Genomic DNA, 15,996 nt, shown 5'->3' with positions numbered 1-15,996 from the left:
GAGACCCGCCGCGTTTTCATCTTCTAAGGAGCCTGCCCCATGAGCATGAGTGAAACTTTAGAACTGGTGTCGGCCAACCGCAGCTGCGGTGGCTGGCACAAGCGCTACCGCCACTACTCCCGGGCGCTGGACTGCGACATGGTGTTCGCCGTGTACCTGCCGCCGCAAGCGGAAAACGAGCGCGTGCCGCTGCTGTGGTGGCTATCGGGCCTGACCTGCAACGACGAAAACTTCATGCAGAAGGCCGGCGCGCACCGAATTGCCGCCGAATTAGGTGTGGCGATTGTCTGTCCGGATACCAGCCCGCGTGGCACCGATCTTCCCGGCGAGCACGATAGTTACGATCTCGGCTCTGGGGCGGGCTTCTACGTGAATGCCACCCAGGCGCCGTGGAAGTCGCACTACCGTATGTACGACTACGTGATCGAAGAGCTGCCCTCGGTCGTGCGCCAGCACTTTCCCGTCAACGGGCGCGAATCGATCAGCGGCCACTCCATGGGCGGTCACGGCGCGCTCATTCTTGCCCTGCGCCATCCGGGTCGGTTCCGCTCGGTCTCCGCCTTTGCGCCTATCGTGAACCCGATGAATTGCCCTTGGGGCCAAAAAGCCTTTACCAGCTACTTGGGCGACGACCAGTCGCGCTGGCGCCAGTACGATGCCTGCGAGTTAGTGGCCAACGGGGCGTCCCGCCAGCGTCTGTTCATCGACCAGGGCGAAGCGGATCAGTTCTTGGAAGAGCAGCTCATGCCGGAGCGTCTGGAAGCCGTGTGTGACGAGCACGACCACCCGCTGACGCTGCGTCGCCAGCCGGGGTACGATCATAGCTACTTCTTCATCGCCTCGTTCATCGAGGATCATTTGCGCTATCATGCGGAACACCTCATGAAACGCTAAGGATTCCGAGATGCTCAATCGCGCGCTGCGCCGCTTTCTTCGTCTGTTATGGCGTCTTCTCTGGCGTGGTGCGCTTGGTTTCGTGGTGCTCTCGGTTGCCCTGGTGCTGCTATTTCGCTTCGTGCCCCCGCCTGGCTCCATGGTGATGGTCGAGCGTAAAGTGCAGAGCTGGATCAACAGCGAGCCCATCGATATTCAGCGCCAGTGGCGTGGTTGGGAGCAGTTGTCCAGCAATGCCAAGCTGGCAGTGATCTCCGCCGAGGATCAGCGTTTTCCCCAGCATCGCGGGTTCGATTTCGTCGAGATGCGTCGTGCCTGGGAAGCGAGCCGAGACGGCGAGCGGCTGCGTGGCGCCAGTACCTTGAGCCAGCAAACCGCTAAAAACGTGTTCTTGTGGAGTGGACGTAGCTGGATACGCAAAGGGCTGGAGGCGTGGTTCACGCTGCTGATCGAAACGCTATGGGGTAAACAGCGGATCTTAGAGGTCTACCTCAACGTTGCCGAGTGGGATACCGGCGTGTTCGGTCTGGAGGCGGCCGCCAGCCACTACTTCGGTGCCTCAGGCAGTGCGCTGACCGAACGTCAGGCGAGCCTGTTGGCTGCCATTCTACCGAGTCCGCGCACCCGCAGTGCCTCCCGTCCCGACGCCCAGGTCGAGCGTCGCAGCCAGTGGATTCGTCAGCAGATGCGCAACCTGGGCGGCACTGCCTACCTCGAACGGTTATAGCGCCGCGCTACTCGTATCTTTCTAGCGCAACGGTGGGGAGCTCGCCCACTTGAGGGCGGGCAAAATAGTACCCCTGCTGCACCGAAATACCCAGTGCCAGAAGGCAGCGAGACTCTTCTCGGGTCTCGACGCCTTCGGCCACGAGTTGCGTTCCCAAGGTGCGAGCCAGTGACACCATGCTTTTGAGGATGGCCTGACGGCGCACGTTGCTGTCGCAATCCATGACCAATTCTCGGTCGATTTTGAGCGTGTCGGGGCGAAGATCGGTCAATAAATCCAGGTTAGCGTAGCCGTTGCCAAAGTCGTCCAGCGATGTGGTGAAGCCCATTCGCCGGTAGCAGTCGATGATCGAACGCATGTGCGCGCGGTCGACCACGCGCTCGGTCTCGGTAATTTCAAAATTGAGTCTTTCGGCTGGCCAGCCCACGCGGTGTGATGTTTCGAGCGTGGACTGAATGCAGGCTTCTGGTTCGTACACGGCATTCGGTAGAAAGTTGATCGACAGCCGCGCGTTCATGCCCAGCTCGCTGGCCAATTCGATCGCCTTGACGCGGCAGGCTTGGTCGAAGCGATACATGAGTTCATCGGTCACTTGATCCAGGATCGAAAACGCCGATTCACCGTTCACGCCGCGAACCAGTGCTTCGTAGTACACCACTTGTCGCTGAGCGACATCGACGATGGGTTGAAAGGCCATCGTAAAGGCGAAGGGAACCGGCGTATCGCACCGGTTGCAGACGCCGTTGACCCTGGCGCAGTGAGGTTGTGCAGTCATTTTTCCAAGCCCTGGAAGATTCGTCTTTTTTCGTATTGGTTATGTCGTCGAGGGGCGCACGACCATGACCACGCCCATAATGGCGATGACCATGCCTGCCAAGCCAAGCAGCGGCAAACGCTCATCGAATAGCCACCACGCCTGTAGCGCAGTGACCGGTGGCACGAGATAAAAGAGACTCGCCACGCGGGAAGCCTCCCCCTTCTTTATCAATGCCATCAGTAGCAGGATAGCGGCAATCGACAGAATCAGCACGAGCCAACCAAGCGTCAGTATGAACGTCGTGCTCCACTCCACCTCGCGGCTTTCGAAAAGCAGGGCACCTACCCCCAGCAGTGCGCCCGCCGCCATGTACTGGATGACCGCGCCCGATAGCAGCGGCATGCTGGTGCAGTAACGCTTTTGGTACAGCGTGCCCAGCGAAATACCCATCAGGGCGGCCATCACGCTCACCAGCGCCCCAACCCCGAACCCGCTAAAAAGCGTACTGCCGAGTTCCAGCTTGCTACCCAGTACCAAACTGATGCCGAGTAAGCCCAAGAGCAGACCACACCACTGTCGTTTGGTCAGCCGCTCGCCTAGCAACGGTCCCGCGCAGGCCGCCGTGAGCAGTGGCTGTAGGCCAACCAGTAGGGCGGCCAAGCCGGCGGGCATGCCTAAATAAATGCCGTAAAACACGCCGCCCAGATAGGTGCCGTGGACCAGCAAACCCGATACCGCAATATGTTTCCATAACGTAGGTGATGAAGGCCAGGCAATGCGCATCAGCCACGTCAATGGCAGCAACAGCAGCAGTGTGAGCACGAAACGGATGAACAAAAAGGTGAAAGGTTCGGCGTAGGGCAGGCCAAACTTCGCGCCGATAAAGCCGGTGCTCCAGAGCAGAACGAAAAGCCCTGGCATGGCGGCCAGCCCAAGGGAGGCGGCGTCTTTCTCTCCTAACATTTTGAAATTAATAGACATAGTGCTCCTGGGATAGCATGATTCATGGGGTAGATAACTTACGTTTTGTTCTTTTTGTTACTGAGTTTTACATAAAAGATTGAACCAGCGCCCAAACGACGCGTCACACTGGGCACATTCATAACGCGCCAATGAGGTTTCTTACCATGCAACGTATGACTGCTTTGTTCTCTGCTGCACTTCTCGCCACGGGTCTGATGGCGGGCACCGCTCACGCCCAACAAGCTGAAGGTCAAGCGCAAGATCCAATGGCCACTCAGCAAGCCCCGGCTCAGGATTTTTCTGATCAGCAGCTACAGCAGTTCGCCGATGCTTCTCAAGAAATCGCCGTGATCTCACAAGAGTACACACAGCGTCTGCAGGAAGCAGAAGACGAAACCGCACAGCAGGAAGTTCGCGCTGAAGCCAATGACCGCATGATCGAAGTCGTCGAAGACAGCGGCTTGGATGTCGATACCTTCAACGCTATCGGTCAATCCATCCAGCAAGATCCGGAAATGATGCAGCGCGTTCAAGAAATGGCGAGCCAGTCGTAAACGCCATGAGTTGAATGTTTCATTCAAGGCTATGCGGATAGTGCCAGATTTTCCTTAACGTGCGAAGTATCCGCCACACCGCAAGTCGACCAAAGCCCAGCGCTCGTGCGCTGGGCTTTTTCGTGTCGGGCTATCCGTCCCGCTCTTTCGTTTCACCTTCAAAGGGTTGTCCATGGCGAGTGTTCACGACAAACTTAGCCCTTGACGACACCACTCTCGTCAAAGCACCGTCCGTTCAATAGAGTCAGCGCCCAGCAGGAGAGCGTATGGACGTCGAGTTATTAGAAATACGCCAACACATGGGGCAGTTTCCCCCGTTTGATGGTTTGTCGGATGAGTTGCTGGACGCCATTGCCGAGCAGGTAGAAGTCAGCTATTTCAAAACGGATAGCGATATTCTGACGCTGAACGATACGCTGAATGAGCTTTGCTACATTCGCAGCGGTGCGGTTGAGGTGTATCGCCGCCAGGGCGAGCTCTATAACCGCCTAGGTGAGGGCGATATCTTTGGCCACTTCAGCCTGTTGCGTAACCACAAGGTGCGTTTTCCCGCCAAGGCTATCGAAGACACGCTGATTTACTTTATCCCCGACGCAGTGTTTCAACGTCTATGCGAAGAGGATGACGACTTCGCCGATTTCGTCGAGCTAGAGCGTCCGCGGCTAGAGACCGCCGCCGAGCAGCAGAAGAAGTCGAACGACATGATGGTGACCCGCATTCGCAAACTGGTCACTCGCTACCCGGTGATGGTCGAATCCACCACCAGCGTACAGCAGGCAGCTCGACAGATTATCGACGCCCAAGCGTCTGCGGTGCTGGTCATCAATGAGGGGAGCGATAACCCCCGCTATAGCTTCCAGGATAGCGAGGGCAAAACTTGGCAGATGTGCGGCATTCTCACTGACAGCGACTTTCGCACGCGCGTCGTGGCCGAAGGTCTATCGCCCACGACCCCCATCGGAGAGGTGATTTCGGAACGACTCATTACCATCCAGTCCGATGCCTCGGTCTATGAAGCGATGCTGACCATGCTGCGTAGCAACGTTCATCACCTGCCCGTGCTGTATCGCCAGCGCCCGGTAGGCGTGGTGCACCTATCGGATATCATTCGCTACGAAACCCATAGCGGCCTTTATCTGGTGAGCAATATCTTCAACCAGTCCAGCGCCCAGGGGCTGGCCAAGCTGGCACCGGACGTTCGAGCGGCGTTCGTACGCATGGTGCAGGAGGGGGCGAACTCGCAAATGGTGGGCAGCGCGCTCTCCACGATTGGACGCAGTTTCACTCGCCGGTTGCTGGAGCTGGCCGAAGATACCCTCGGGCCGCCGCCAGTGCCTTATTGCTATATGGTCAATGGCTCCATGGCGCGTAATGAGCAGAGCATCGTCACCGACCAGGACAACGCGCTGATTCTTTCTGACGACTTCGTTCCCGAAGAGCACGACGAGTATTTTCGTGCCCTGGCGGCGTTCGTCAGCGATGGCCTGGCCGCCTGTGGCTACACCTACTGTAAGGGCGACGTGATGGCGACCAACCGCCAGTGGCGTCAGCCGCTGGCGGTATGGAAGCGCTATTTTCAGGACTGGATGGCGAACCCAACCCCCGAGAAACTGCTGCACAGCTCGATCTTTTTCGATCTGGATAGCATCTATGGGGAAGATTTGTTCGTCGAAACGCTCCAGGATTTGATTGCCCAAACCGCTCCCAAGTCGCCGCTGTTCCTGGCGGCCATGGCGCGCAATGCGCTCAATCGAACCCCACCCCTCGGCTTTTTCCGCACCTTCGTGATGGAGAAAGATGGCAAGCACAATAACTCCATCAATCTCAAGCGGCGCGGTACGGCACCGATGGTGGATTTGATTCGTGTGCATGCCTTGGCCTGCGGTTCCAAAGCGCAAAACTCTTTCCAGCGTCTGGACGACATCAGCAAAACCCAGCTGCTGGCGACGGGTGTCAGCGACAAGCTGAACTATGCGTTCGAGTTTTTGTGCATGTCGCGGATACGCCATCAAATGATCGACCTGCAGGAGGAGCGTGAGCCGGATAACAACATCGAGCCCGAGAACGTGGAAGATAGCGAACGCCATACCCTGAAAGACGCATTTCAGGTGTTGAGCAATGCCCAGAAGTTTTTGAAGTTCCGCTACCCCGTTCCCACCCAACGGCAGGGGCGCTGATATGCACGGCATACGACCGCGCCAAAAAGTCACCCAGGCCGACTGGCAGGGCTATATGGCCGCCCGGGCCGAGCGGGCCCAAGACGAGATGTTGAAGCGCTTTTTCGACACGCCCATGCCCGACCCGGATACCCCCTTGTCGGAAGTGCCCATGGTGGCGCTGGATATGGAAACCACTGGGCTCGACGAGCGCCGCCATGCGATTGTCAGTATTGGCGTCGTACCATTTACGTTGGGGCGTATTCCCATGGCCCAACGCCGTTACTGGGTCGTGAAGCCATCCCGGCCGCTGGACGAGACGTCGATTGCTTATCACCACATCACGCACTCGGAGATCGCCGATGCGCCAGACCTCGATGACGTGTTGGATGAACTGTTGACGGTGCTGGCAGGGCGTATCGTGGTGGTTCACTTTCGAAACATCGAACGCCCCTTTCTCGATGCGGCAGTGAAGGCGCGCCGGGGCGAAGGGGTGCTGTTTCCAATGATCGATACCATGTCGCTGGAAGCGCGACTGCATCGTCAAACTCTGTGGGCTCGTTTCCGCCGTTGGTTAGGTCGGCCGCCGGTATCGATTCGCCTCAACGCCAGTCGTGAGCGCTACGGTTTGCCTGCCTATCAAGGGCACCATGCGCTGGTCGACGCGCTGGCCACCGCGGAGCTTTTGCAGGCGCAAATCGCCAATCGCTATACGCCAGGCACGCCCTTAAAAGCGCTGTGGTGTTAACGCTTGAATCTCTCCACCCTGATAGGCAAACGGGCAGCCCATGGGCTGCCCGTTTGCGTCTTACCTAGGTAAAGCAGATCGTTAGACCGCTTTGGGCTCGCTCATCAAGCCTTTGATGATGGCGTAACACGCCACCAGAAGAATGATGGTGAACGGGAACCCGGTAGAGACGGCCATGGTCTGCAGTGCGGTCAAACCACCGCCCAGCAGCAGCGCAATGGCAATCGCACCTTCGATGATCGCCCAGAACACGCGCTGCGGTTTCGGGGCATCCACCTTGCCGCCTGCGGTGATGGAGTCGATCACCAGCGACCCGGAATCCGACGAGGTCACGAAGAAGACGATGACCAGCACGATGGCAATGAACGAGGTGATCTGCGAGAGCGGCAGTTGCTCCAGCATGATAAACAGCTGCAGATCCACGCCCGCATCGCGCACGGCTTCTATGCCTTGGCTGACGTACTGGTCGATGGCGGTGCCACCGAACGTCGTCATCCACAGAACCGAAACGACCGACGGTACGATCAGTACGGAGATCAGGAATTCACGAACGGTACGGCCACGGGATACCCGCGCGATGAACATACCGACGTACGGAGACCAGGAGATCCACCACGCCCAGTAGAAGGCCGTCCAGCCTTGGCTGAAGTTCGCGTCTTCACGGCCAAACGGGTTCGATAGCGCCGGCAGGTGAACCACGTAGTTCACCAGGTTTTCGAAGAAGCCAGTGGCAATCAGCAGCGTGGGGCCGACACCGATCACGAAGAACAGCAGCGCGGCGGCCATGGCAATGTTGATTTTCGATAGCAGCTGTACGCCTTTATCGACCCCGGCCACGATCGAGCAGATCGCGATCATGGTGATGCCGATGATCAACAGAATCATCGTGATGTCGCTTTCCGGCGCGCCAAACAGGTAGGTCAAACCGGCAGCGGCTTGGGTGGCGCCCAAGCCCAGCGACGTGGCCAGACCAAACAGCGTGGCAAAGACCGCCAGGATATCGATCAAGTGCCCCGGCCAGCCCCACACGCGCTCACCCAGCAGCGGGTAGAACACCGAGCGCATGGAGAGCGGCAAGCCTTTGTTGAACGAGAATAGCGCCAGTGACAGCGCTACGACGGCATAAATCGCCCACGGGTGCAGACCCCAGTGGAAGATCGTCGCCGCTATGCCGAGTGCCGCCGCACCCGCCGCATCGCCTTCAGCGCCAGCCAACGGTGCCCAATCGCCACCATCGAGAGAGGTGCCAAAGTGCGTCAGCGGTTCGTTGACGCCAAAGAACATCAGCCCGATGCCCATACCGGCCGCAAACAGCATCGAGAACCAGCCGGTGTAGGTAAAGTCCGGTTTGGCATCTGCCCCGCCAATTCGGATTTTACCCAGGGGCGATACGATCAAACCCAGGCAGAGGATGACGAAGATATTGGCGGCTAAAATGAAGAACCAGGCCAGGTTGCCGGTCAAAAAGCCAAAGATGGAATCATAAACCGGTGCAATCATGTCTTGCAGAGCAAGAGTCAGTACCACAAACAGCAGCACGATGAGCGCAGAAATGGTGAATACCTTGCCGTGCAGGTCAAGGTTGAAGCCCATTGCACTCGTCGTGATGTTGTCTTGACCGATCACGTAGTCGGTATCGATCAGGTTGGCCGGACCATCAGGGGCGGGGATGCCTTCTGATACCGGCTCATCAGCGGGACGCTTAGAGTCAGGATTATCCACGGGAGCCTCTCCATGTCGGACAGAAACCGCTAAACGCACGTTGATGGACCAGCGGTTTCCCTCTGGTCATCCATGGGTGCGGTAGCAGGCGTGCATTACATCAGTAACAGTAGCAAACGTTGCTTAATCTTTATTCAACGCGCGGGCACATTACCACGAAAAAGCGACATAACTATAACGACAACAGAGGGCCGTAGCCCCCTGTCATTAAACGCTTATGAGCGGGCGTTAGCTATTGAGCCACTGCTCGACGACGTCTTGGTTCTCTTCTACCCACTGTTTGGCATTGTCGTAGGGGTCGCTGCCTTCTTCCTGGTTCATCAGCATGACTTCGCCCATCTGCTCGGGCGTCCACTCGAAGGCATCCAGGATGGCATACGCGTCGGGCATGTCCTCTTCCAGGCCGCTACGAACCACGGTATGGATCTGCTCGGCACCGCCGTAGACGTTTTCCGGGTCTTCGAGGTATTTCAGATCGAAACGAGCAAACATCCAGTGCGGAGTCCAGCCGGTGACGACCACGTCCTCTTCGTTTTGAATGGCGCTGGCCAGGGCCGCTGTCATGGTGGCGCCGCTGCCGCTGCGCAGGTCCAGCCCAAGGTCATAGGTATCCACAACCTCTTCGGTGAGTGCCATTAGGCCTGCACCGGGGTCAATACCGATGATCTCGCCGTTGAAGCTGTCGGCGTTGTCGTTCAGATCGGCAATGGAGTCCACGTCGGTGTACTCAGGTACGACCAAGCCGAGTTTGGTGCCATCCAGGTTGGGGCCCAGGTCTTCGGTATTGCCACCGACGCGCTCCATGTAGTCCGCGTGGGTGGTGGGCAGCCAAGCGGCCACGATGGCATCGGCATCGCCCGTGGAGAGCGCTTGGAACATTGCCGCCGCGGACAGAGACGTCAGCTCCACTTCGAAGCCTGCTTGCTCGAGTACCGCCGCCATGACGTTGGTGGAGGCGACTTCAGACGACCACTCCACGTAGGCCAGGTTGATCGTGCCCTGGTCCTGTGCGTGGGCCAGGCTGCCAGCGGCGAGGCCAGTACCGGCGACCAGGGCCATAGAGGCGAGGCGGATGCGGTGATTCAACGTATGCGTTTTCATTCACTTGCTCCCTGTTGATGGGCAGTGGCACTCACCACTGCGGTATGAAGAGGTCTTTCTTGTCTTAACCTAAGTGATCGGTTGACCCGTTCAGCATGGTCACTCATGACCGGTGGTTCAAGTGCCCGGGTCAACGCAGCGTCGAGTGCTATGATGAGCGGCGCGATTTGCGCAGTGATTGCGTCAGGCGGTCTAGCAGCATGGCCAGGATCACCACGGCGATCCCTGCTTCGAAGCCGTCGCCCGGGCGTAGACGCTGAATGGCGCGCCACACTTCGCTACCCAAGCCATCGGCACCGATCATGGCCGCAATCACCACCATCGACAGCGCCAGCATGATGGTCTGGTTGATGCCTGCCATCACCGTGGGCAGCGAAAGCGGTAGCTGTACTTTGAACAGTTTTTGGCCCCGCGTGGCACCATAGGCGTCGGCAGCTTCGATGAGCTCGGTCGGCACTTGACGAATGCCCAGCGTGGTAAAACGAATCGCAGGAGGCATGGAGAAGATGACCGTGGCGAAAATCGCCGAGACCGAGCCAATCCCGAAGAACGGAATGGCAGGAATCAGGTACACGAACGCGGGCATGGTCTGCATGAAGTCCAGCACGGGCATGATCAGTCGGTAGAGCCGCTCGGAAAGCGCCGCGGCAATCCCCACGGGTAAGGCAATGACCACCGCCACTAGCGTAGCAATCACCACTAGCGTCAGCGTCTCGATCATCGGGTTCCAAAGCCCTAGATTCCAGATCAACGCCAGCCCGGCAACTGCACCAATGGCCAGGCGAGTACTGGCGAGTTTCCAGCACAGCAGCGCAATGATCGCCAGCAGTGCCCACTCGGGTAGCCACATCAGGCCATCGTTGAGGCTGTTGATCCCTGTTTGCGTCACGCGGGAAATGCCGCGCGTCACGACGGAGTATTCGCTGGTCAGCCACGTCAGGCCGCTTTCGATCCAGCTACCTAAAGGAATACGTGCGATCTCCATTACTGCTCTCCTGCTCGTGCCAGTTCATCCAGTACCGCGCCTTTCACCACAACGCCCAGCAGGCGCTGCTGCTCATCCACCACCGCAATCGGGTAGCTCTTTTCGCTAAACATGGCGAAGAGGTGTTGCAGCGGCTCGTCTGGCGGCACTTTGCGGAAGTCCTGAGTCAGGTGATGGGTAATGGTCTCGGCTTTTTCCTCGATGGCACGGCTGGCCGCATCGGCTTCGAGTAGCCCGAGCAGTTGGCGGTCACGGTCGGTCACGTAAATGGAATCGATGCTGTGATCGCGCATACGGTGCAGCGCCGTTCGCGGGCCGTCGCTGTCCCGTGCGGTGGTGCGCACCGGGCGCATGGCGCTCTCGGCGGTCAAAATGCGCGAGCGGTCCACCCCTTCAATAAAGCGGCGGACGTAGTCATCGGCGGGCTTGGTGAGGATCTCTTCCGGCGTGCCGATTTGTACGACTTCACCATCTTTTAGCAGCACGATGCGGTCGCCGATATTGAGCGCTTCATCCAGGTCGTGGGTGATGAAGACGGTGGTTTTCTGCATTTTGGTTTGCAGCTGCAGAAGCTCTTGCTGCATATCTTTCCGGATCAGCGGGTCGAGGGCCGAGAAGGCCTCGTCCATCAGCAGAACGCTGGCATCGTTCGCCAAGGCGCGGGCAAGCCCGACGCGCTGCTGCATGCCGCCCGACAGCTGGTTTGGGTAGGCGTCCTCCCAGCCTTCCAAGCCCACTTGCTTCAGCGCGTTATGAGCAATCGACTGGCGCTCCGATTTTTCGACGCCGCGAATTTCCAGGCCGAACTCGGCGTTCTGCTGAACCGTGCGGTGAGGAAAGAGCGCGAAGTTTTGAAACACCATCGAGAAGTGGCGACGGCGGCACTCCAGCAGGGCCTTTTCGCCCAGCGTTGGGATGTTTTCGCCATCAATGACGATCTCACCTTCGGTGGTGTCGATGAGGCGGTTCAAGCAGCGAATCAGGGTCGATTTACCCGAACCCGATAGGCCCATGATGACCAGTAGCTCGCCTTCGTAAACGTCGAAGGAGATATTGGAAAGGCCCAGGGTTTGGCCCGTTTTTTCGAGAATTTCAGGGCGCTTGAGGCCTTGGTCGCGTAGCTCGAGTGCTTTTTTGGGCTGCTTGCCAAATACCTTGCTCAAGCCGCGTACCTGAATTTTGACAGGGCGTGTCTCGTCCATCAGCGGTGCCTTTTGATTGAATGAGCAGCCTTGTGTCGTTACTCAATGCGCTTACCTGCGGCCTTTACGTGCTTCCTGCAAGCAGCGACACAAAACGGTTCATAAGTAGAAGTTAAGATTATATTTGATAAGTTATTACAAATTATTATACATAAGTGAGCGGGATGTGCCACAACGCTCCCGTCCATCCCGTCAATTTACGCCACATGTGCCATTTTGAACCCCCGTCTATGACCCTGTCATGACAGCGGATGGCATCCTGATTTTGTTTTTAAGATATTGTTTTTTAAACTTAAAAATTATTTTATGTGGATGTTGGCACGAAGTGTGAAGGTATCGTTTTAGAAATGCTTGGCAAGTGACGCAAGCACGTTAGTCGTCAATGGAGGCAACCCTTATGGACAAGCAAGTGAGCCAACCGCGTAAGCGTCCACGTGTACTGACGCTGTGTATGTTAGCGGCAACCGTCAGCACCCTGGCCTTGGCTGGCTGTGGTAATGGCGACGAGGAGATGCCCCCGGCACAGCAGCCCGACACGCTGGAGCAGGATGCCACCACCTCCACCGCCCCGGCTGCTGAGAACGAGCCTGCCATGGCAGACGAGCCGATGAACGAAGACCCCGGCCTGGGTGACGACCCGGCAGCAGCGCAAGAGCCGATGCCTGATGAGCAGGCGCCCATGCCGGAAGAGAATACATCGGCGGCCTCCGCAAACGATCCTGAAGAGAATCCTGGTTTCGGTGAAGGTACCGACCCCATGCCCGGTGCCGATGAAGCGGGTACCGATGACGCCCCTAGTGGCGATGAAGAGGAAGACATGACTAACGGCCAATAGTCGTCAACGCTCCCTACGATGGTAGGCCGACCCAGCTGTCTGTTCCCTGCGGCTGCTCCACGCGGTTTACCATCCTTTTCGCCCCCGCGCCCGCGGGGGCTTTTTTTTGCCTTAGGGCGGTGCATGCCGGGTGGCGCTCGGTTTTGCAAGATCGCGGACAGCCGCTAAGGTTAGGGGAGCAGTCGCTGCCTTGGCGGCTGTTTGCCCATGATCAAGGAAGGAGAACGACATGATGTCACGATTACACAACGCGCGTGGGTTGGCGTTACTGCTGAGCGCACTGCTCATGGCAGGCGTGCTGACGGGGTGCGGCGATTCAGAGGCACCGACCACCGATTCAGAAGCACCGGCAGACGAACCTCAAGAGCCCATGGATACCGGGCCCATGGCGAACGACGGCCAGGCAACACGGGAGTCGCCCGGCGAGGGCGTCACGGAGTAGGCGTTAAAAAGCCGGTCGTCGAACGGCGACCGGCATGGGATTACTCTTCGCTATCTTCCAACCGCCGGTAGAGCGTGCGGCGGGCAATCCCCAGCACTTCGGCCGTGCGCCGTTTATTCCCACCTGTGGCTTCCAACACCTTGCGAATATAGCGCTTCTCGACCTCTTCTAGGCTCGGCCAGCGGGCCGGTGCGGGTGCCGGGATCTGGGTGCCGGGCAGCACCTCACCGCTGAGCGTAGGCGTGGTGTCGGCACTGCTCTTTTGCTGGCTGGATTGTTCGCGCAGGCGTTCGGGCAGGTCCTGATGCTGCAGCACGCCCGCTTCGCTTAGTGTGACCGCGCGCATGATTGCATTCTCCAGTTCGCGTACGTTGCCTGGGTAGCTGTAGTTCAACAGGCTGTTGAGGGCCTCCGGCTCGATCTGCTCGATCTGTTTGTCCTGGGCTTCCGCGTGTTTGTCGATCAACGCAAAGACCAGGTGTTCGATATCCGTGCCGCGCTCGCGTAGCGGTGGAATGCGCAGTGAGAATGTTTCCAGGCGGTAAAACAGATCGCTTCGGAAGTTCTCCTGCTCGATCTCTTTTTCCAAGTGGCGGTGAGTGGCGGCAATGATGCGCACGTCCACCGGCTCCTCGCGCTCGCCCCCCACTGGGCGAACGGTTTTCTCTTGCAGGGCGCGCAGCAGCTTGGCCTGCAGATTGATCGGCATTTCGCCAATCTCATCGAGAAACAGGCTGCCGCCCTGGGCGCTGTGAAATAGGCCTTTACGGGCCTCGTTAGCGCCGGTAAAGGCGCCTTTCACGTGGCCAAAAAATTCGCTCTCCATCAGGTCGGCAGGAATGCTGGCGCAGTTCACGGGCACGAACGGAGCATCGTGGCGGCTGCTCTCCTGATGAATCGCTCGGGCCAGCAGCTCTTTCCCGGTACCGCTTTCACCCAAAATCAAAATAGGCGCATCGCTTTTCGCCAACCGCGACGCATCGTGAAACAGCGACTGCATGGCCGGGCTCTTGCCCACGATGCCGTGAAAATGGCTAAGTTCCGTATCATGGGAAAGGGACAAACGCTGGCGCTCCAGTACGCGAAAAACGGCCTCGCGGATAGCGTCTAAATCCAGAGGTTTGGTCAAAAAGTCGTCCGCCCCTAACTTGAGGGCCTCAACCGCTTGGTCAATGGTGCCAAATGCGGTAATCACGATGATGCCAAGCTCGCTGCCGCTCTGGCGGAGCTGTTGAAGTAACTGAATGCCGGTCATGCCCGGTAGCCGTACATCGGTAATCATCATGGCCACCGGCGTATGGCTCAGCAGAGCAATGGCCTCTTCTGCGCTGGGGACACCCAGTGTGTCGTAGCCCGCGTCGTTGAGCTCTTCCTCTAATAACTCACGGATAGCGGCGTCATCTTCCACCACCAATAACGGTAAAAGGTGTTCCTGATGGGTCACAAACGTCGTCCTCAAGCGGATGCGGTTTCACTAAGGGGTAGCGTAATTTCAAAGCCAGCGCCGCCAAGCGCGCTGTCAAATACGCCAATCGTCCCGCCGTGGTCGTTAATAATGCGGTGCACCATCGATAATCCCAAGCCGCTGCCTTGGCCCACCGGCTTGGTGGTGAAAAATGGATCGAACACTTGATGATGGTGCGAAGCTGGGATGCCAGGCCCGTCGTCTTCTACCCAAAGGGTCAGCTCTTCGCTGTGTGCCTGCGCGCGCACACGGATATGGCTGACCTGGGGAGCTTGGGCGGCGTTGCGTAATAAATTGGTCAGCACTTGAACGATTTGCTGACCATTGACCAATAAATGGGGGGTCGGAGTAGGAAGATCAATATCCAGATGGATATTTCGTGGTTCCAACTCCTCTTCGACCAGCTCACTGGCACTGATGATAAGCTGATCGAGCGCTTGGTGTCCTTTCTCCACGTTATGTTGTCGGCCAAGTTCCATCAGCTGACGGACGATCTCGACGATGCGTTCCACTTCGCCACGAATGCGGCCAAGCCGTGCCCGCTCATCGTCGCCAATCGTATGACGGCGAGCCAAGCGCTGAGCTTGGCCATTGATGACCGTCAAAGGGGCGCCGATCTCGTGGGCGACCCCAGCGGCGAGCACGCCCAGTTCGGCGAGCTTTTTGGACTTGCGTAGACGCTTTTCCAGCTCGATTTCGCGCCGCTGTCGCGCATCGATGTCGCGATCTTTTTCGGCCATGGCGTCCAGCATGCCGTTCAAGCCCGACGCAAGGCGGCGATACTCCGTGGGGCCATCTGCCGTGGCCCGCTGGCTGCGGTCGCCATCTTCGACGAGCAGCATGACGCGCAGCAGGCGGTTGAGCGGCCGCTCGATATAGTGGCGAAATCCCCACCAAATGCTGAACACGATGCCCGCTGCCCCAATCACGAAGACCAGTACGGCCACGATGCTAATAAACCCGGTGTAGTTCTCGATGCCGGTATTGAGGCGGTTCACCTGCAGCACGCCCTGCACGGTGCCATCTTGGGTGCGCAGGGGCGTCAGCGCGGAGTAGTAGGTCCAGCCCTCTTGCTGACGGTAGCTGCTGTGCATGTCGTCGGTGGCGATGACCTGTTGGATCTCTTCTGGCGTGAACAGGTCTTTCCCCAGGCCCAGGCCGTATATTTCTCGGCCTTGGGGGTCGAATACGTAAGCGCCATAAATGCGGTGAAACGAAAACGCCGATTGCAGCGCTTCTTCCAACGGCGTGGCGCTGTCGCGGGCCACTGCGTAGCTCAGCGAGGTGCTGAGTGCGCGGGTGATGATCTCGACTTCGGTTTGCAGCTTGGAGCGCACGTTGTCTTCCAGCGATTTGATCGCCACTAGACTAAACACCACCAGAATCACGAACAGCGGTACGATGACCGTTAAAATGATGAGGTTACGTAGTCGCATCGTGCTTCC

The 15,996-nt window shown here is 58.2% G+C and carries 15 protein-coding genes; 7 read left to right on the top strand and 8 right to left on the bottom strand.

Features of this window, described 5'->3' with window-relative positions; genetic code table 11:
• Positions 1 to 39 precede the first annotated feature (39 nt).
• The gene (gene fghA, locus AB6K10_RS18470; RefSeq protein WP_159342982.1) at positions 40 to 894 is read left to right on the top strand and encodes an S-formylglutathione hydrolase; all 855 of its coding nucleotides are present in this window, start codon (positions 40 to 42) and stop codon (positions 892 to 894) included.
• A gap of 10 nt (positions 895 to 904) precedes the next feature.
• On the top strand, positions 905 to 1,621 hold the full coding sequence (gene mtgA, locus AB6K10_RS18465) for a monofunctional biosynthetic peptidoglycan transglycosylase (RefSeq protein WP_159342981.1): 717 nt from the start codon (positions 905 to 907) through the stop codon (positions 1,619 to 1,621).
• Positions 1,622 to 1,628: 7 nt separating this feature from the next.
• On the opposite strand, the gene AB6K10_RS18460 is transcribed toward mtgA, so the two are convergent.
• Together AB6K10_RS18460 and AB6K10_RS18455 are read right to left on the bottom strand one after the other, a co-directional pair.
• Positions 1,629 to 2,318, bottom strand: a complete 690-nt coding sequence (locus tag AB6K10_RS18460; RefSeq protein WP_159343809.1) for an EAL domain-containing protein — start codon at positions 2,316 to 2,318, stop codon at positions 1,629 to 1,631.
• Positions 2,319 to 2,435: 117 nt separating this feature from the next.
• On the bottom strand, positions 2,436 to 3,359 hold the full coding sequence (locus tag AB6K10_RS18455; RefSeq protein WP_253017767.1) for a DMT family transporter: 924 nt from the start codon (positions 3,357 to 3,359) through the stop codon (positions 2,436 to 2,438).
• 146 nt (positions 3,360 to 3,505) lie between these two features.
• Between AB6K10_RS18455 and AB6K10_RS18450 the strand changes: the two genes are divergently transcribed.
• The 3 genes from AB6K10_RS18450 (at position 3,506) to AB6K10_RS18440 (ending at position 6,799) form a co-directional block, all read left to right on the top strand.
• Positions 3,506 to 3,895 (top strand): DUF4168 domain-containing protein, encoded by a 390-nt coding sequence (locus AB6K10_RS18450; RefSeq protein ID WP_159342979.1) that lies wholly within the window; start codon positions 3,506 to 3,508, stop codon positions 3,893 to 3,895.
• A gap of 266 nt (positions 3,896 to 4,161) precedes the next feature.
• Positions 4,162 to 6,072 (top strand): DUF294 nucleotidyltransferase-like domain-containing protein, encoded by a 1,911-nt coding sequence (locus AB6K10_RS18445; RefSeq protein WP_285263008.1) that lies wholly within the window; start codon positions 4,162 to 4,164, stop codon positions 6,070 to 6,072.
• A gap of 1 nt (position 6,073) precedes the next feature.
• Positions 6,074 to 6,799: a 3'-5' exonuclease gene (locus AB6K10_RS18440; protein WP_339119537.1), complete on the top strand. Its 726-nt coding sequence runs from the start codon at positions 6,074 to 6,076 to the stop codon at positions 6,797 to 6,799.
• Positions 6,800 to 6,880: 81 nt separating this feature from the next.
• Here AB6K10_RS18440 and AB6K10_RS18435 read toward each other — a convergent pair whose 3' ends face one another.
• The 4 genes from AB6K10_RS18435 to AB6K10_RS18420 form a co-directional block, all read right to left on the bottom strand.
• Positions 6,881 to 8,521, bottom strand: coding sequence for a BCCT family transporter (locus AB6K10_RS18435; protein ID WP_339119536.1), 1,641 nt, complete (start codon positions 8,519 to 8,521; stop codon positions 6,881 to 6,883).
• A 228-nt stretch (positions 8,522 to 8,749) separates the two neighbouring features.
• The gene (locus AB6K10_RS18430; protein ID WP_159342973.1) at positions 8,750 to 9,622 is read right to left on the bottom strand and encodes a glycine betaine ABC transporter substrate-binding protein; all 873 of its coding nucleotides are present in this window, start codon (positions 9,620 to 9,622) and stop codon (positions 8,750 to 8,752) included.
• Between the two features lie 148 nt (positions 9,623 to 9,770).
• Positions 9,771 to 10,607, bottom strand: coding sequence for a proline/glycine betaine ABC transporter permease (locus AB6K10_RS18425; protein ID WP_159342971.1), 837 nt, complete (start codon positions 10,605 to 10,607; stop codon positions 9,771 to 9,773).
• Entirely contained in the window at positions 10,607 to 11,809 is a 1,203-nt protein-coding gene (locus AB6K10_RS18420; RefSeq protein WP_285263011.1) for a glycine betaine/L-proline ABC transporter ATP-binding protein, read from the bottom strand. Before AB6K10_RS18420 ends, AB6K10_RS18425 begins: the two co-directional genes overlap by 1 nt.
• Before the next feature lie 397 nt (positions 11,810 to 12,206).
• Here AB6K10_RS18420 and AB6K10_RS18415 point away from each other — a divergent pair, with 397 nt between their 5' ends.
• A complete protein-coding gene (locus AB6K10_RS18415) occupies positions 12,207 to 12,644 on the top strand; it encodes a hypothetical protein (protein WP_159342968.1) in 438 nt (145 codons plus the stop codon).
• A gap of 229 nt (positions 12,645 to 12,873) precedes the next feature.
• Positions 12,874 to 13,086 carry a hypothetical protein gene (locus AB6K10_RS18410; RefSeq protein ID WP_159342967.1) on the top strand — a complete coding sequence of 71 codons (213 nt, stop codon included), beginning with the start codon at positions 12,874 to 12,876 and terminating at the stop codon, positions 13,084 to 13,086.
• 40 nt (positions 13,087 to 13,126) lie between these two features.
• Here AB6K10_RS18410 and AB6K10_RS18405 read toward each other — a convergent pair whose 3' ends face one another.
• Positions 13,127 to 14,530: a sigma-54 dependent transcriptional regulator gene (locus AB6K10_RS18405; RefSeq protein ID WP_159342966.1), complete on the bottom strand. Its 1,404-nt coding sequence runs from the start codon at positions 14,528 to 14,530 to the stop codon at positions 13,127 to 13,129.
• Between the two features lie 11 nt (positions 14,531 to 14,541).
• A complete protein-coding gene (locus tag AB6K10_RS18400; protein WP_253017775.1) occupies positions 14,542 to 15,987 on the bottom strand; it encodes a sensor histidine kinase in 1,446 nt (481 codons plus the stop codon).
• Positions 15,988 to 15,996: the final 9 nt, after the last annotated feature.

The organism is Halomonas sp. BMC6 (assembly GCF_964204995.1).
Lineage (GTDB): Bacteria > Pseudomonadota > Gammaproteobacteria > Pseudomonadales > Halomonadaceae > Vreelandella.
The sequence above is the reverse complement of the archived record's forward strand: the minus strand, read 5'-3'. Positions and strand labels throughout refer to the sequence as shown.

Bases quoted from the DNA above. Each gene is read 5' to 3' on its own strand.
- fghA (WP_159342982.1), top strand. From the start codon at position 40: ATGAGCATGAGTGAAACTTTAGAACTGGTGTCGGCCAACCGCAGCTGC.
- mtgA (WP_159342981.1), top strand. From the start codon at position 905: ATGCTCAATCGCGCGCTGCGCCGCTTTCTTCGTCTGTTATGGCGTCTT.
- AB6K10_RS18460 (WP_159343809.1), bottom strand. From the start codon at position 2,318: ATGGCCTTTCAACCCATCGTCGATGTCGCTCAGCGACAAGTGGTGTAC.
- AB6K10_RS18455 (WP_253017767.1), bottom strand. From the start codon at position 3,359: ATGTCTATTAATTTCAAAATGTTAGGAGAGAAAGACGCCGCCTCCCTT.
- AB6K10_RS18450 (WP_159342979.1), top strand. From the start codon at position 3,506: ATGCAACGTATGACTGCTTTGTTCTCTGCTGCACTTCTCGCCACGGGT.
- AB6K10_RS18445 (WP_285263008.1), top strand. From the start codon at position 4,162: ATGGACGTCGAGTTATTAGAAATACGCCAACACATGGGGCAGTTTCCC.
- AB6K10_RS18440 (WP_339119537.1), top strand. From the start codon at position 6,074: ATGCACGGCATACGACCGCGCCAAAAAGTCACCCAGGCCGACTGGCAG.
- AB6K10_RS18430 (WP_159342973.1), bottom strand. From the start codon at position 9,622: ATGAAAACGCATACGTTGAATCACCGCATCCGCCTCGCCTCTATGGCC.
- AB6K10_RS18425 (WP_159342971.1), bottom strand. From the start codon at position 10,607: ATGGAGATCGCACGTATTCCTTTAGGTAGCTGGATCGAAAGCGGCCTG.
- AB6K10_RS18420 (WP_285263011.1), bottom strand. From the start codon at position 11,809: ATGGACGAGACACGCCCTGTCAAAATTCAGGTACGCGGCTTGAGCAAG.
- AB6K10_RS18415 (WP_159342968.1), top strand. From the start codon at position 12,207: ATGGACAAGCAAGTGAGCCAACCGCGTAAGCGTCCACGTGTACTGACG.
- AB6K10_RS18410 (WP_159342967.1), top strand. From the start codon at position 12,874: ATGATGTCACGATTACACAACGCGCGTGGGTTGGCGTTACTGCTGAGC.
- AB6K10_RS18400 (WP_253017775.1), bottom strand. From the start codon at position 15,987: ATGCGACTACGTAACCTCATCATTTTAACGGTCATCGTACCGCTGTTC.